This is a genomic window from Mangrovicoccus algicola, assembly GCF_014903745.1.
GTDB lineage: Bacteria > Pseudomonadota > Alphaproteobacteria > Rhodobacterales > Rhodobacteraceae > Mangrovicoccus > Mangrovicoccus algicola.
Genome location: NZ_JACVXA010000009.1, coordinates 66,751 through 80,934, shown reverse-complemented (window position 1 = coordinate 80,934; position 14,184 = coordinate 66,751). Strand labels below are relative to the sequence as shown.

The following is a 14,184-nucleotide window of genomic DNA, read 5'->3' as shown; positions in this document are numbered from 1 at the left end:
GAGCCGAACATGCTGCAAGGGCGCCGGGCCGGGCGGGGCATCGGGGCGCTGGCCCTGGCGCTGGCCGCGGCGGGACCGCTGGCCGCGCAGGAGGAGGCGGGCGTCACCCGCAGCTACGGCTATACCAATTTCGGCGAGCTGAAATATCCCGAGAGCTTCGAGCATCTGGACTACGTGAATCCCGACGCGCCCAAGGGCGGCGAGATCTCGATCTGGGCGCAGGGCAATTTCGACAGCTTCAACCAATATGCGATGGCCGGCGTGCCCGCGGCGCTGAACACGATCGGCACCGAGCGCATCATGACCTCCTTCGATGACGACCCCTACGGGCTGTATTGCCTGATGTGCACCTCGCTGGAATATCCCGAGGACCTGTCCTGGGTGACCTTCCACCTGCGCGACGACGTCACCTTCCAGGACGGCACGCCGGTCACCGCCGAGGACATCGCCTTCACCTCGAACCTGTTCCTGACCCAGGGGATCCCGGAATACCGCCGCATCGTCGAAGGCTTCTATGAAAGCGTCGAGGTGATCGATCCGCACACGATCAAGTTCACCTTCAAGCCCGACAGCTCCCGCCGCGACCGCATCGGGCTGGCCGGGACGACGCCGGTCTTCTCCAAGGCCTGGTTCGAGGCGCGCGAGCAGCGGCTGGACGAGTCCACGCTGGAGCCGTTCATGTCGACCGGGCCCTATGTGCTGGACAGCTATGATTTCAACCGCCGCGTGGTCTACAAGCGCAACCCCGACTACTGGGGCGAGGACCTGCCGCTCAATCGCGGGCGCAACAATTTCGACCGCATCCGGGTGGAGTATTTCGGCGATACCGATGCCGCCTTCGAGGGGTTCAAGTCCGGCGAATACACGTTCCGCATCGAGGATAAGGCGCAGAACTGGGCCGAGCGCTACGACTTCCCCAATATCCAGAACGGGTCGGTGATCAAGGAAGAGATCCCCGATGGCAGCGTCGGCACGCGCCTGTCCTGGGTATTCAATCTCGACCGCGAGAAATGGCAGGACAAGCGGGTGCGCGAGGCGATCGGGCTGGCCTTCAACTTCGAATGGACCAACCGGACGATCTTCTACGACCTCTATACCCAGCCGGTCAGCTACTGGTTCGGCACCGACCTGGCCGCCACCGGCGCGCCCTCGGACGGGGAACGCGCGCTGTTGCAGCCGCTGGTCGAGGAGGGGCTGTTCGACGCGGACATCCTCACCGAGGAGGCGGTTGTTCCGGAGGCGCATGATCCCGGCAGCAACCGCATCTCGCGCGGCGCGCTGCGCGAGGCGGGCAAGCTTCTGGAAGAGGCGGGCTGGACCATCGGCGATGACGGCATCCGCCGCAACGCGCAGGGACAGCCGCTGGAACTGGTGATCATCCAGACCAACCCGACCTATGACCGGATGGTGAACCCCTTCCTGCAGAACCTGCAGCTGATGGGCGTGCAGGGGCGGCTGGAACGCGTCGACACCTCGCAATATGTCGAACGCCGCCGCTCGGGCGCGTTCGACCTGGCCAACCAGGCCTTCGCCATGGATTTCGAGCCGTCGCTGGGGCTGTTCCAGTGGTACGGCTCGGCCACCGCCGATGACAGTTCGCGCAACCTGATGCGGCTGCGCAACGAGGGGGTGGACCGGCTGCTGCAGGAAGTGCTGGAGGCCAAGACGCTGGATGATCTGAAGACCGCGACGCGCACCGTTGACCGGGCGCTGCGCCATACCCGCTTCGACATCCCGCTATGGTACAACGACAAGACCTTCGTCGCCCATTACGACATGTACGGCCATCCCGAGACCATGCCGCCGCTGGCGCTGGGGCAGTTCGATTTCTGGTGGTACGACCAGGAAGGGGCCGACGCGCTCCGCGCCAAGGGCGTGCTGAGGTAGACGACCGATGGCAAGCTACATCCTGCGCCGGCTGCTGCTGATCGTGCCGACGCTGTTCGGCATCATGCTGATCAACTTCGCCCTGACCCAGTTCGTCCCGGGCGGGCCGGTGGAGCAGATCATCGCCCGGCTGGACGGGCAGGGCAACAACCTGTCGGCGATCTCGGGATCGGGCGACATGGGCCAGCAGATGACCCCCGATGCGGGCGGCGGGGGCAGCGACAAGTACCTGGGCGCGCGCGGCCTGCCGCCGGAATTCATCGAGGAGCTCGAACGCCAGTTCGGACTGGACCAGCCCGCCTGGAAACGCTTCGGCATGATGATGTGGAATTTCCTGCGCTTCGATTTCGGCGACAGCTATTTCCGCTCCGTCTCGGTGGTCGATCTGGTGATCGAGAAGATGCCGGTTTCCATCTCGCTGGGGCTGTGGTCGACCCTGATCGCCTATCTGGTGTCGATCCCGCTGGGCATCCGCAAGGCGGTGCAGGACGGATCGACCTTCGACACCTGGACCTCGGGGCTGATCATCGTGGCCTATGCGGTGCCGGGGTTCCTGTTCGCGATCATGCTGCTGATCTTCTTCGCGGGCGGGGAATTCTTCCAATGGTTCCCGCTCAGGGGCGTGGTGTCGGATAACTGGCAGGATCTGGGTCCGCTGGCGAAGGTGGCGGATTACTTCTGGCACATGGCGCTGCCGGTGCTGGCCTCGACCATCGCCTCCTTCGCGACGCTGACGCTGCTGACCAAGAACAGCTTTCTCGACGAGATCAAGAAACAGTATGTCGTCACCGCCCGCGCCAAGGGGCTGAGCGAGGGCAGGGTGCTGTATGGCCATGTCTTCCGCAACGCGATGCTGATCGTCATCGCCTCCTTCCCGGCGGTCTTCGTGTCGATCTTCTTCAGCGGCTCGCTGATCATCGAGACGATCTTCTCGCTCGACGGGCTGGGGCGGCTGGGCTTCGAGGCCGCGATCAGCCGCGACTATCCGGTGATCTTCGGCACGCTCTATGTCTTCAGCCTGATCGGGCTGGTCATGGGGCTCCTGTCGGACCTGATGTATGTCTGGATCGATCCGCGCATCGATTTCGAGAGCCGGGAGACCTGAGATGGCCGCGACCGACATGCCCGTCCCCGCGCGCCGCCCGCGGATCTCGCCGCTGAACCGGCGGCGGCTGCGCAACTTCCGCGCCAATTCCCGCGCCTTCTGGTCGCTGGTGGTTTTCGGCATCCTGTTCTTCGTGTCGCTCTTCGCCGAGTTCCTGGCCAATGACAAACCCATCCTGGTGCGGTTCCAGGGCGCCTATTACACGCCGATCTTCAACTTCTATCCCGAGACCGCCTTCGGCGGCGATTTCCGCACCGAGGCGGTCTATCGCGATATCGAGGTGCAGTGCCTGATCGTCGCGGGCGGGTCCGAGGCCTGCTGGGACGACCCGGAGGCGACCATCGCCGAGGTGCGCGACGCGGGCACGGCCGGGGGCGAGCCCGTCGATCGCGGCTGGCTTTTGTGGCCGCCGATCCCCTACAGCTACAACACCGTCAACGACATCCAGGGCACCGCGCCCTCGGCACCGGATGCGCAGCACTGGCTGGGCACGGACGACACCGCGCGCGACGTGCTGGCCCGGGTGATCTACGGGTTCCGCCTGTCGGTGCTGTTCGCGCTGGTGGTGACGGTGCTGACCTCGGTGATCGGCATTCTCGCGGGCGCGGTGCAGGGGTTCTTCGGCGGCTGGGTGGATCTGGTGTGCCAGCGGCTGATCGAAATCTGGGGCCAGACGCCGCTGCTTTACGTCATCATCATCGTGGCGGCGATCTTCCAGATGAATTTCTGGCTGCTCGTGATGCTGATGACGCTGTTCGGCTGGACCGCGCTGGTGGGCGTCGTGCGCGCCGAGTTCCTGCGCGCGCGCAATTTCGAATATGTCCGCGCCGCCCGCGCGCTTGGCGTGTCGAATGGCACGATCATGCTGCGCCACGTGCTGCCCAATGCGATGGTGGCGACGCTGACGATGCTGCCCTTCGTCATCACCTCGACCGTGGGGGGGCTGGCCACGCTCGATTTCCTGGGCTTCGGGCTGCCCTCCTCGGCGCCCTCGCTGGGGGAATTGACGCTGCAGGCAAAGCAGAACCTGCAGGCGCCCTGGCTGGGGATCACCGCCTTCCTGACCTTCGCGATCATGCTGTCGCTTCTGGTCTTCATCTTCGAGGGGGTCCGCGACGCCTTCGATCCGCGGAAGACCTTCGCGTGACCGGGGCGGTGGGCGGACGCAGGCTGGCGCTGACGGCCTGGTACGGGTCGCTGGCGATCATCGGCGGCTGTCTCGCCGTGGCGGTGGAGACGCTGCGGGCGGGGCTGGAATTTCCGCCCCCGCCCTGGATCGGCCAGGCAATCGCGGCGGCGGCCCTGATGCTGCCGCTTCTCTGCGCGGGGATCGGGCTGCGCCTGCACCTGCGCGCCGGGCGGCTGCCGGGGCCGGTGGTGCAGACCGCCGTCTGGGCGCTGGCCGGGTGCATTTTCCTTCTGACATGGGTGCTGATCGGCCAATGACGCGCGACACGATCCTGACCGTCAGCGACCTTCGCGTCGCGTTCTCGCAGGACGGCAAGCTGCACGAGGCGGTCAAGGGCGTCTCTTTCGACCTCGGCCGCGGCGAGACCGTCGCGCTGGTGGGAGAATCCGGCTCGGGGAAATCCGTCACGGCGCTGTCGACCGTTTCGCTTCTGGGCGAGAATGCCCGCGTCTCGGGGTCGGTGCGCTACAAGGATGCCGAGATGGTCGGCGCCGACCGGGCCAGGCTGCGCCGGATCCGCGGCAATGACATCAGCTTCATCTTCCAGGAGCCGATGACCTCGCTCAATCCGCTGCACACGCTGGAAAAGCAGATCGGCGAAAGTCTCGCGCTGCACCAGGGGCTGACCGGCAAGGCGGCGCGGGCGCGGATCATCGAGCTTCTCGACAAGGTGGGCATCGTCGACCCGGCCTCGCGGCTGGGCGCCTATCCGCACCAGCTGTCCGGCGGGCAGCGCCAGAGGGTGATGATCGCCATGGCGCTGGCCAACGGGCCGGAGCTGCTGATCGCCGATGAACCGACGACCGCGCTCGATGTCACGATCCAGGCGCAGATCCTCGAATTGCTGGCCGAGCTGAAGCGCAGCGAGGGGCTGTCGATGCTGTTCATCACCCATGACCTGGGGATCGTGCGCCGCTTTGCCGACCGGGTCTGCGTGATGAAGGATGGCGAGATCGTCGAGGCGGGCCGCACCGCCGAGATCTTCGCCGATCCCCAGCACCCCTATACGCGCAAGCTGCTGGGGGCCGAACCCGCGGGCCTGCCCGATCCGGTGCCCGCCGACGCGCAGGAGATCCTGCGGACCGACGGCCTGCGCGTGTGGTTCCCGATCACCGCCGGGTTCCTGCGCAAGACCGTGGGCCATGTGAAGGCCGTCAATGACGCGCGGCTGAGCCTCCGCCAGGGCGAGACGCTGGGCATCGTCGGCGAAAGCGGCTCGGGCAAGACCACGCTGGCGCTGGCGCTGATGCGGCTTGTCGCCTCCGAGGGGCCGATCCTGTTCGACGGCACCGACATCCAGGGCTGGAAATCCGCGCGGCTGCGCGCGGTGCGGCGCGACATGCAGATCGTGTTCCAGGATCCCTTCGGATCGCTGAGCCCGCGCATGACCATCGGCGAGATCATCGGCGAGGGGCTGGGCGTGCACGGCACCGAACCCGGCCGCAAGGCCGAGGAGGTGGTGGCCGAGATGCTGAGCGAGGTGGGGCTGTCGCCCGCGATGATGCATCGCTATCCGCATGAATTCTCGGGCGGTCAGCGCCAGCGCATTGCCATCGCGCGGGCCATGGTGCTGCGCCCGCGGCTGGTGGTGCTGGACGAGCCGACCTCGGCGCTGGACATGACGGTGCAGGTCCAGATCGTCGAGCTGTTGCGGCGGCTGCAGGCCAAGTACCGGCTGGGCTACCTGTTCATCAGCCATGACCTGCGGGTCGTGCGCGCGCTGAGCCACAAGGTCATCGTGATGAAACGCGGCGACATCGTCGAGGCGGGCGACAGCCGCAGGGTCTTCGAGCAGCCCGAAAGCGACTATACCCGCGCGCTGATGGCGGCGGCCTTCGTCCGCGGCGCCGGGAGCTGAGGGCTCAGACCGCGCTGCTGTGGCCCGTCGCGGCCATGGCATAGGCGTCGAAGCTGCGCGCGACCATCCGCGCCAGCGGACGGCCTTCGGGCAGGATCGCCAGCCGGTCGTTTTCCAGCGTGACGAAGCCCGCGAACCGCGCGGCGGCGGCGGCCATCCAGCCGCGCACCTCCGCCGCGTCCGGGCCGCCGGGATGCAGCACCGCGGAAAGGTCCACGGCGAAATCGCACATCAGCGCCTCGATCAGCCGCGCGCGCACCCGGTCCTCGGCGCTGAAGACATGGCCGCGCGCCACCGGGAACCGCCCGGCCCGCACATGGGCGGTGTAATCCGAGGTCGACCCGGCATTCTGCGCATAGCCCTGCGGGAACCGCGAGATCGAGGAGGCGCCGATGCCGATCAGCACCTCGGCCGGATCCTCGGTATAGCCCTGGAAGTTGCGACGCAGCCGCCCGTTGCGCGCGGCGATGGCGAGACTGTCCGAGGGCAGGGCGAAATGGTCGATGCCGATCTCGCGGTATCCCGCCGCCGCGAAGAGGTCGCGCGCGGTTTCGAACAGCCGCAGCCGCTCTTCGGGCGTGGGCAGGCGGTCGGACGGGATCATGGCCTGCCGCCGCGCCATCCAGGGCACATGCGCATAGCCGTAAAGCGCCACCCGGTCCGGTGCCAGCGCCAGCAGCCGCTCCACCGAGGCGGCAATGCGGGCCGGGCTCTGGTCGGGCAGGCCGTAGAGGATGTCGGCATTCAGGCTGTGCACGCCCGCGGCGCGGATCATCTCGATGGCCCGCGCGGTGGTCTCGACGCTCTGGATCCGGCCGATGGTCTTCTGGATCGCCGGGTCGAAATCCTGCACGCCGACCGAGGCGCGGTTCATCCCGGCGGCGGCCAGCGCGGCCATGCGGGGCGCGTCGATCTCGTTGGGGTCGATCTCCACCGAGAACTCGGCCCCCGGCGCGAAGGGCGCCATTTCCGCGATCGCCCCGGCCAGGGTGGCGATCATCGCCGGATCCATCAGCGTCGGCGTGCCCCCGCCCCAGTGCAGCCGCGACAGCCGCACTCCCGCGGGCAGGATCGCGCGCAGCCGGCGGATCTCCTCCAGCAGCGTGTCGAGATAGGCCCGCACCGTCTCGAGGCGCTGCGTGCCCTGGGTGCGGCAGGCGCAGAACCAGCAGAGGTGGCGGCAGAAGGGGACATGCACGTATAGAGACACCGCAGCCCCCGCCGGGATCGCCGCGATCCAGTCGCGGACCTGCGGCTCCGCCACCGAAGCGGAGAATTGCGGCGCCGTCGGATAGCTGGTGTAGCGCGGCACGCGCGCGTCAAATAATCCGAGTCGGGAGAGTTGTGCAGTCTGGCTCATTCCCCTAGGTTTGGCGCGCCTTCCCCTTTCCGGCCTTGATCGAGGTCAAGCCATGACGACCGCCGCGAAACCCCGCCCCGCCGACCGTGTTCCCGATTGCGTCGACTGCCCGATCCGGCATCGCGCCGTCTGCGCGCGCTGCGAGACGGACGAACTGCAGGAACTGGAGCAGATCAAGTATTACCGCAGCTATCCCGCCGGGCAGACCGTGGTCTGGGCCGGGGACCGGATGGATTTCGTGGCCTCGGTCGTGTCGGGCATCGCCACGCTGTCGCAGACCATGGAGGACGGGCGCACCCAGATGGTGGGGCTCCTGCTGCCCTCGGATTTCATCGGGCGGCCGGGGCGGGACGATGCGACCTATGACGTCGTCGCCACCTCGGACCTGGTGGTCTGCTGTTTCCGCAAGCGGCCGTTCGAGACGCTGATGGCCCGCACGCCGCATATCGGCCAGCGCCTTCTGGAGATGACGCTGGACGAACTCGACGCGGCGCGGGAATGGATGCTGCTGCTGGGGCGCAAGACCGCGCGCGAGAAGATCGCCAGCCTGATCGCCATCATCGCGCGGCGCGACGCCTCGCTGCGGCCGACCGGTGCCGCGCGGGAGGTGGTCTTCGACCTGCCTCTGACCCGCGAGGCGATGGCCGATTACCTGGGACTGACGCTGGAAACGGTCAGCCGCCAGGTCAGCGCGCTGCGCAAGGAAGGGGTCATCCGGCTGGAGGGCACGCGGCGCGTGACCATCCCGGATTTCGAGCGGCTCCTGGCAGAGACCGGCGACGACAGCGACGGCGGCTTCCTGGTCTGAGCGCGGCCCGCCCCCGCAGGGGAGGCAGGCCGCTGGGACATCAGCGCGCCATCAGCACAGGCACCGGACATTCGGCCAGCATGTCGCGGGTCGGCCCGCCCAGCACCGCCTCGCGCAGGCGGGAATGGCCATAGGCCCCCATGATGATCAGGTCGGCGCCGCGATCCTCGGCATGGCGCACCAGCACGTCGGAAATCCGCGGCATGGTGCGGGCGAGGACCGACACTTCGGCGCGGATGCCGTGGCGTGCCAGCATCATCGACAGCGCTCCGCCGGGATCGGAACGTTCCGGCCCGTGGCGCGGCGGATCGACGATGGCGATATTGGCATGGCCCACCGCCTTGAGCCCGGCCAGCGCGGCGCGCACGGCGGCCATCGCCTCGGGGCCCTGGTTGGTGGCGATCACCGGTTCGGCCGGGGCGTCCCTGGTCCAGCCCGGCGGCACGGTGAGAACCGGCGTCGGCCCGAGGAACAGCGCCGCCTCGGTGATCGCCTCGTCCTCGGGGCCGCGGGTCTCGTCATAGGGGCGCGGCAGGATGACCAGGTCGGTATAGCGCGCGGCCTGTTCCACCGCCGGGCCGATCGCGCCCCATTGCACGACCAGCGCCTCGGCGGCCCAGCGGATGCCGCTATCGCCCAGCCGCGAGCTGGCGAAATCCTTCAGGTTGCGGGCGTCCTCCTCGGCCTGGGCCAGGGAATTCTCGGCCACCAGGGCCGTCGCCCCGGCATAGTAGAACCCGACCTGGACCCGGTCCACGCCGAGGCACAGCACGTCGAGATGGGCATCGTAGCGCCGCGCCAGGCGGATCGCGTGGTCGAGATGGGCCATGTCGCCTTCGGCGGTGCGCAGGATGCACATGAGGGACTTGTAGGTCATCGCCGTCCTCCTTTTCGAACGATTGCGGCGACCCTAGCATCGCCGCGGTGAAGCGCCTTGATTTGACTCAATCGAGTAATCGCGATGTTTTGATACAGATCAATGAGGTGGTAACGTCGGACCGGCATAGCGGGCGAAGGCACCCGCGGTGCATTGCGATTCTACCGCGCTGAACGGCAAGGGACGAGGACACAGGACATGGTCGGCTATCTGAAGCTTCTGGCTTTCGGACTGATCGCACTCTTTGCGGCCATCGCGGCGAATTACGCCCAGGACGTCGCCTACAAGGTGCATGCAATCATCATCATGCTGCTCGGCGGGGGGCTGTTCCTGCAGGCGCTGCGCAGGATCGACGAACCCCCGCCCGTTGTCGATACCACCGTCTACATGGATGATGTGGTGCGCTACGGCGTGATTGCAACCACCTTCTGGGGCCTGGTGGGGTTTGCGGCGGGAACCTTCATCGCGATGCAGCTGGCCTTTCCGCAGCTGAATTTCGAATTCGCCCAGCCCTACATGAATTTCGGGCGGCTGCGGCCGCTGCATACCTCGGCGGTGATCTTCGCCTTCGGCGGCAATGCCCTGATCGCGACCGCCTTCTACGTGGTGCAGCGCACCTCGGCGGTGCGGCTCTGGGGCGGCAACCTGGCCTGGTTCGTGTTCTGGGGCTACAACCTCTTCATCGTCCTGGCGGCGACCGGCTATGTGCTGGGCGGCACGCAATCCAAGGAATATGCCGAACCCGAATGGTATGTGGACTGGTGGCTGACCATCGTCTGGCTGGCCTTCCTGGCGGTGTTCCTCGGCACGATCCTGAAGCGCCGCGAACCCCATATCTACGTGGCGAACTGGTTCTACCTGTCCTTCATCGTCACCGTCGCGATGCTGCATGTGGTCAACAATATCTCGATCCCGGTCTCGATCTTCGGCTCGAAATCGGTGCAGGTCTTCTCGGGCGTGCAGGACGCGATGGTGCAGTGGTGGTACGGCCATAACGCGGTGGGCTTCTTCCTGACAGCGGGGTTCCTGGGGATGATGTACTACTTCATCCCCAAACAGGCCGAACGCCCGGTCTTTTCCTACAAGCTGTCGATCATCCATTTCTGGGCGCTGATCTTCCTCTATATCTGGGCGGGTCCGCACCACCTGCATTACACCGCGCTGCCCGACTGGGCCGCGACGCTGGGCATGGTGATGTCGGTGATCCTGTGGATGCCCAGCTGGGGCGGCATGATCAACGGGCTGATGACGCTGTCGGGCGCCTGGGACAAGCTGCGCACCGACCCGGTGATCCGCATGATGGTGGTCGCGGTGGGCTTCTACGGCATGTCGACCTTCGAGGGGCCGATGATGTCGATCCGATCGGTCAACTCGCTGTCGCATTACACCGACTGGACCATCGGCCACGTGCATTCCGGGGCGCTGGGCTGGAACGGCATGATCACCTTCGGCGCGCTCTACTACCTCACCCCCGCGCTGTGGCAGAAGAAGCGGCTTTACAGCCTCTCCATGGTCTCCTGGCATTTCTGGCTCGCGACGATCGGCATCGTCCTCTACGCCGCCGCGATGTGGGTGACCGGCATCATGGAAGGCCTGATGTGGCGCGAGGTCGATGCCAACGGCTTCCTGGTGAACTCCTTCGCCGACACGGTCGCGGCCAAGTTTCCCATGTATGTCGTGCGCGGGCTCGGCGGGGTGCTGTATGTCGCGGGCGCGGTCATCATGGCGGTGAACCTGTATCTGACAGCCACGCGCGGCGAGGCGCGGGAGGATCTGCCTTCCGCCGCCACGGCGCAGCCCGCGGAATAGGGAGGAGACGCCATGGGCATCCTGGACAAGCACAAGATCCTGGAGACCAACGCCACGCTGCTGCTGGTCTGTTCCTTCCTGGTGGTGACGATCGGCGGCATCGTCGAGATCGCGCCGCTCTTCTGGCTGCAGAACACCATCGAGGACGTGGAGGGCGTGCGCCCCTATGCGCCGCTGGAGCTGGAGGGGCGCGACATCTACATCCGCGAGGGCTGCTATGTCTGCCACAGCCAGATGATCCGGCCGATGCGCGACGAGGTGGAACGCTACGGGCATTACTCGCTGGCGGCGGAGTCGCAATACGATCACCCGTTCCAGTGGGGGTCGAAACGCACGGGGCCGGACCTGGCGCGGGTCGGCGGGCGCTATTCGGATGACTGGCATGTCGCGCATCTGACCGATCCGCAATCGGTGGTGCCGGAATCGATCATGCCGAAATACGGGTTCCTGACCGAGACGCTGATCCAGCCCGCGCAGATCGCCGCCAAGATGGAGACCCATCGCCTGGTCGGCGTGCCCTACACCGCCGAGATGATCGCGGCGGCGACAGCGGATTTCCGGGCACAGGCTGATCCCGAACGCGATTTCGACGGTCTGCTGGAACGCTATCCCGGCGCCCAGGTCCGCAATTTCGACAGCCGGCCCGGCATTTCAGAGATGGATGCGCTGATCGCCTATCTCCAGATGCTGGGGACGCTGGTCGATTTCTCGACCTTCACCCCCGATCCCAGCCGGTAAGGAGCGCGCCATGCAGGATATCTTCCGCCAGATCATGGATCACTTCACGCTGATCTACCTGTTCACGATCTTCTGCGGCATCTGCCTGTGGGTGATCTTCGGCCGGGCGAAACCCTATCGCGACAGCGCCCGGATGATCTTCCGCAACGAGGACCGGCCCGCGTCGGCCGGGGACAGGACGGAGGCCCGCAGATGAGCAGCCAGCCCGGCAAGAGCCATGACGGCGCGCAGCGCGATCAAGAGGTTCCCACGACCGGCCATTCCTGGGACGGGATCGAGGAATACGACAACCCGATGCCGCGCTGGTGGCTGACGATCTTCTACATCACCCTGATCTGGGGGGCGGTCTATTCCATCCTGATGCCCTCTTGGCCGGGCGTGACAGGGGCGTGGCCCGGCCTCCTGGGCTGGTCGACCCGCGGCGAGGTCGCCGAGGAGGTCGCGCGCATGACCGAGGCCAATGCCGAGATCGATGCGCGCCTGGCCGCAGCCGACCTGACCGCGCTTTCCGGCGATCCGGAACTGAGCCAGTATGCGGTGAATGCCGGGGCGGCGGTGTTCCGCACCTGGTGCGCGCAGTGCCATGGATCCGGCGCGGCCGGGGCGACGGGCTTTCCCAACCTGCTGGATGACGACTGGCTGTGGGGCGGCGACATCGCGTCCATCGCCTATACGGTCACCCATGGCATCCGCAACGAGACGGATGCGGATGCGCGCTATTCGCAGATGCCGGTCTTCGATGAGCTGCTGGAGCCCGGGCAGATCGACGCGCTGGCCAATTACGTCCTGTCGCTGTCGGGCACGCCGCCGGATTCCGCGCTGGCCGCGCAGGGTGCAGCGCTTTTCGCCGATAATTGCGTCGCGTGCCACATGGAGGACGGGACCGGCAATCCCGAGATCGGGGCCCCCAATCTCGCCGATGCCATCTGGCTCTATGGCGGGGATTACGACACCGTCCGCCAGTCCATCGCCGGGGCCCGTTTCGGCGTGATGCCGAACTGGAACACACGCCTGACGCAGTCCCAGATCAATGCCGTGGCGACCTATGTCCATGCGCTGGGCGGGGGCGAATAGCCGGGCGCGACGGGTCCGCACAGCCCCCTTGCGGGTGTTGAGCCCACAACCCGATGCCCCTAGCCTGCCTGCAGTGCAGGTGAGGGGGATGGCGCGATGACGACCTACAGTTTCCGGGGATTCTGGCTGAACGCCTCGGGAGATGCCAACCGGGCGACGATGTCCCTGTCGCTGGCGCCCGGGGACTGGCAGGCAAGCTATGCGCTGATGCCCGGCGGCGACGGGGTCTCTGTTTCGGAGGTCCTGTTTGCCGGCGGAACGGACGGGGCGGCGCCCCAGGCAAGCGTGGCCTTCTCGGCCATAGGCACGTATTTCTCCCAATCGTCGCGACAGGCGGAACACGATGCCGCGATATGGCAGATCGGGGACGGCCTCTACGAAGGCATGGTCTTTCTGCAGATCCGGGAGGCCAAGGAGGACCATGATATGTTCCTCTATCTCGGTGCACAGCCGGGGGCCGAGGTGCCCTATGTCGATTTTTCCGATCCCTATGCCGTCGACCATCTGCTGGCCACGATCGATCTGCAAAGCGGTGCGGGCCTGGCCGTGCCGGGCGGTCTCTATGCCCCGGGACAGCAGATTGCGCTGGCCGGCCTTCGCGGCCTGGCCGGGACCGGCGAGGATGACCGCCTTGTCGGCGGGGACGGGGATGACTCGATCTGGGGCGGCACCGGCAGCGACGTCCTCTATGGCTGGGACGGGGCGGACAGGATCCGCGGCGGCATGGACCGCGATACCATATGGGGCGGCGACGGGCGCGACGTGCTGCTGGGCGGGTTCGGCGCGGACGAGGTTCACGGCGGGCAGGGATCGGACACGATCCGCGGCAATGTCGGCCATGACGCGCTGCGCGGGGATGACGGGGCCGACTGGATCTATGGCGGCACCGGCGATGACGACATCCGCGGCGGGAACGGGAATGACTGGATCTATGGCCGCGCCGACGAGGATGACATCCTGGGCGAGGCAGGGAATGACCGCATCTTCTCCGGGGCCGGCGACGACGTTGCCAAGGGCGGCGATGGCGATGACCGCATCTATGGCGGGGCCGGGGCGGACCGGATCGAGGGCAATGCCGATGATGACCAGCTCTGGGGCGGCGATGGCGACGACACGCTGGATGGCGGCCAGTACTACGCGTTCGATGCCTACGAGAGCGGCGAGTATTTCGAAACGGCCCCGTCCGACCTGCAGGATGACGACACGCTGACGGGCGGGGATGGCGCGGATCTGTTCATCTTCCGCCGCTATGGCGGCCAGGACGTCATCACCGATTTCGAAGTCGGGACGGACCGGCTGCGGCTGGAATTCGCCCTGACCATGGGGACCTCGGGGGATCGGGAGATGCTGGAGACCTTCGCCTCCGAGATCGACGGCAATCTCGTCTTCGATTTCGGCGAGGGCCGGACCCTCACTTTGCTGGGTGTCGGGGACAGGTATGTCCTGGATGACGGCTACAGCCTGATCTGATCCGCCCCG

13 protein-coding genes are annotated in these 14,184 nt (G+C 66.8%); 11 read left to right on the top strand and 2 right to left on the bottom strand.

The annotated features are described in order from the left end of the window. Nucleotides 1-9: 9 nt before the first annotated feature. Genes ICN82_RS04840 through ICN82_RS04820 form a run of 5 tightly spaced genes read left to right on the top strand, consistent with a single transcriptional unit; the run spans nt 10 to nt 6,039 of the window. Nucleotides 10-1,887, top strand: a complete 1,878-nt coding sequence (locus tag ICN82_RS04840) for an extracellular solute-binding protein (RefSeq protein WP_193180253.1) — start codon at nt 10-12, stop codon at nt 1,885-1,887. A gap of 7 nt (nt 1,888-1,894) precedes the next feature. Next, nucleotides 1,895-2,992 (top strand): microcin C ABC transporter permease YejB, encoded by a 1,098-nt coding sequence (locus ICN82_RS04835; protein ID WP_193180252.1) that lies wholly within the window; start codon nt 1,895-1,897, stop codon nt 2,990-2,992. Nucleotide 2,993: 1 nt separating this feature from the next. After that, nucleotides 2,994-4,139, top strand: coding sequence for an ABC transporter permease (locus ICN82_RS04830; protein ID WP_226898289.1), 1,146 nt, complete (start codon nt 2,994-2,996; stop codon nt 4,137-4,139). Then, nucleotides 4,136-4,438: a hypothetical protein gene (locus ICN82_RS04825; protein ID WP_193180251.1), complete on the top strand. Its 303-nt coding sequence runs from the start codon at nt 4,136-4,138 to the stop codon at nt 4,436-4,438. The genes ICN82_RS04830 and ICN82_RS04825 overlap by 4 nt, the downstream gene beginning before the upstream one ends. Next, nucleotides 4,435-6,039: an ABC transporter ATP-binding protein gene (locus ICN82_RS04820; RefSeq protein WP_193180250.1), complete on the top strand. Its 1,605-nt coding sequence runs from the start codon at nt 4,435-4,437 to the stop codon at nt 6,037-6,039. The genes ICN82_RS04825 and ICN82_RS04820 overlap by 4 nt, the downstream gene beginning before the upstream one ends. Nucleotides 6,040-6,043: 4 nt before the next feature. Here ICN82_RS04820 and hemN read toward each other — a convergent pair whose 3' ends face one another. Next, the gene (hemN, locus tag ICN82_RS04815; RefSeq protein WP_193180248.1) at nt 6,044-7,399 is read right to left on the bottom strand and encodes an oxygen-independent coproporphyrinogen III oxidase; all 1,356 of its coding nucleotides are present in this window, start codon (nt 7,397-7,399) and stop codon (nt 6,044-6,046) included. Nucleotides 7,400-7,451: 52 nt separating this feature from the next. Between hemN and fnrL the strand changes: the two genes are divergently transcribed. After that, complete coding sequence (gene fnrL, locus ICN82_RS04810) at nt 7,452-8,207, top strand: transcriptional regulator FnrL (protein WP_193180246.1); 756 nt, start codon at nt 7,452-7,454, stop codon at nt 8,205-8,207. A gap of 40 nt (nt 8,208-8,247) precedes the next feature. On the opposite strand, the gene ICN82_RS04805 is transcribed toward fnrL, so the two are convergent. Then, on the bottom strand, nt 8,248-9,084 hold the full coding sequence (locus tag ICN82_RS04805; protein ID WP_193180244.1) for a universal stress protein: 837 nt from the start codon (nt 9,082-9,084) through the stop codon (nt 8,248-8,250). 198 nt (nt 9,085-9,282) lie between these two features. On the opposite strand from ICN82_RS04805, the gene ccoN reads away from it, so the two are divergent. From ccoN to ICN82_RS04780, 5 genes are all read left to right on the top strand, one after another. Next, nucleotides 9,283-10,893, top strand: coding sequence for a cytochrome-c oxidase, cbb3-type subunit I (gene ccoN, locus ICN82_RS04800; protein ID WP_193180242.1), 1,611 nt, complete (start codon nt 9,283-9,285; stop codon nt 10,891-10,893). Between the two features lie 12 nt (nt 10,894-10,905). Beyond that, on the top strand, nt 10,906-11,631 hold the full coding sequence (gene ccoO, locus ICN82_RS04795) for a cytochrome-c oxidase, cbb3-type subunit II (protein WP_193180236.1): 726 nt from the start codon (nt 10,906-10,908) through the stop codon (nt 11,629-11,631). A 10-nt stretch (nt 11,632-11,641) separates the two neighbouring features. After that, the gene (locus ICN82_RS04790) at nt 11,642-11,827 is read left to right on the top strand and encodes a cbb3-type cytochrome oxidase subunit 3 (protein WP_193180228.1); all 186 of its coding nucleotides are present in this window, start codon (nt 11,642-11,644) and stop codon (nt 11,825-11,827) included. Continuing rightward, nucleotides 11,824-12,705, top strand: coding sequence for a cytochrome-c oxidase, cbb3-type subunit III (ccoP, locus tag ICN82_RS04785; protein ID WP_193180226.1), 882 nt, complete (start codon nt 11,824-11,826; stop codon nt 12,703-12,705). Before ICN82_RS04790 ends, ccoP begins: the two co-directional genes overlap by 4 nt. 96 nt (nt 12,706-12,801) lie before the next feature. Then, on the top strand, nt 12,802-14,175 hold the full coding sequence (locus tag ICN82_RS04780; RefSeq protein WP_193180219.1) for a calcium-binding protein: 1,374 nt from the start codon (nt 12,802-12,804) through the stop codon (nt 14,173-14,175). The last annotated feature ends 9 nt before the right edge of the window (nt 14,176-14,184 follow it).

Bases quoted from the DNA above. Each gene is read 5' to 3' on its own strand.
- ICN82_RS04840 (WP_193180253.1), top strand. From the start codon at position 10: ATGCTGCAAGGGCGCCGGGCCGGGCGGGGCATCGGGGCGCTGGCCCTG.
- ICN82_RS04835 (WP_193180252.1), top strand. From the start codon at position 1,895: ATGGCAAGCTACATCCTGCGCCGGCTGCTGCTGATCGTGCCGACGCTG.
- ICN82_RS04830 (WP_226898289.1), top strand. From the start codon at position 2,994: ATGGCCGCGACCGACATGCCCGTCCCCGCGCGCCGCCCGCGGATCTCG.
- ICN82_RS04820 (WP_193180250.1), top strand. From the start codon at position 4,435: ATGACGCGCGACACGATCCTGACCGTCAGCGACCTTCGCGTCGCGTTC.
- hemN (WP_193180248.1), bottom strand. From the start codon at position 7,399: ATGAGCCAGACTGCACAACTCTCCCGACTCGGATTATTTGACGCGCGC.
- fnrL (WP_193180246.1), top strand. From the start codon at position 7,452: ATGACGACCGCCGCGAAACCCCGCCCCGCCGACCGTGTTCCCGATTGC.
- ICN82_RS04805 (WP_193180244.1), bottom strand. From the start codon at position 9,084: ATGACCTACAAGTCCCTCATGTGCATCCTGCGCACCGCCGAAGGCGAC.
- ccoN (WP_193180242.1), top strand. From the start codon at position 9,283: ATGGTCGGCTATCTGAAGCTTCTGGCTTTCGGACTGATCGCACTCTTT.
- ccoO (WP_193180236.1), top strand. From the start codon at position 10,906: ATGGGCATCCTGGACAAGCACAAGATCCTGGAGACCAACGCCACGCTG.
- ICN82_RS04790 (WP_193180228.1), top strand. From the start codon at position 11,642: ATGCAGGATATCTTCCGCCAGATCATGGATCACTTCACGCTGATCTAC.
- ccoP (WP_193180226.1), top strand. From the start codon at position 11,824: ATGAGCAGCCAGCCCGGCAAGAGCCATGACGGCGCGCAGCGCGATCAA.
- ICN82_RS04780 (WP_193180219.1), top strand. From the start codon at position 12,802: ATGACGACCTACAGTTTCCGGGGATTCTGGCTGAACGCCTCGGGAGAT.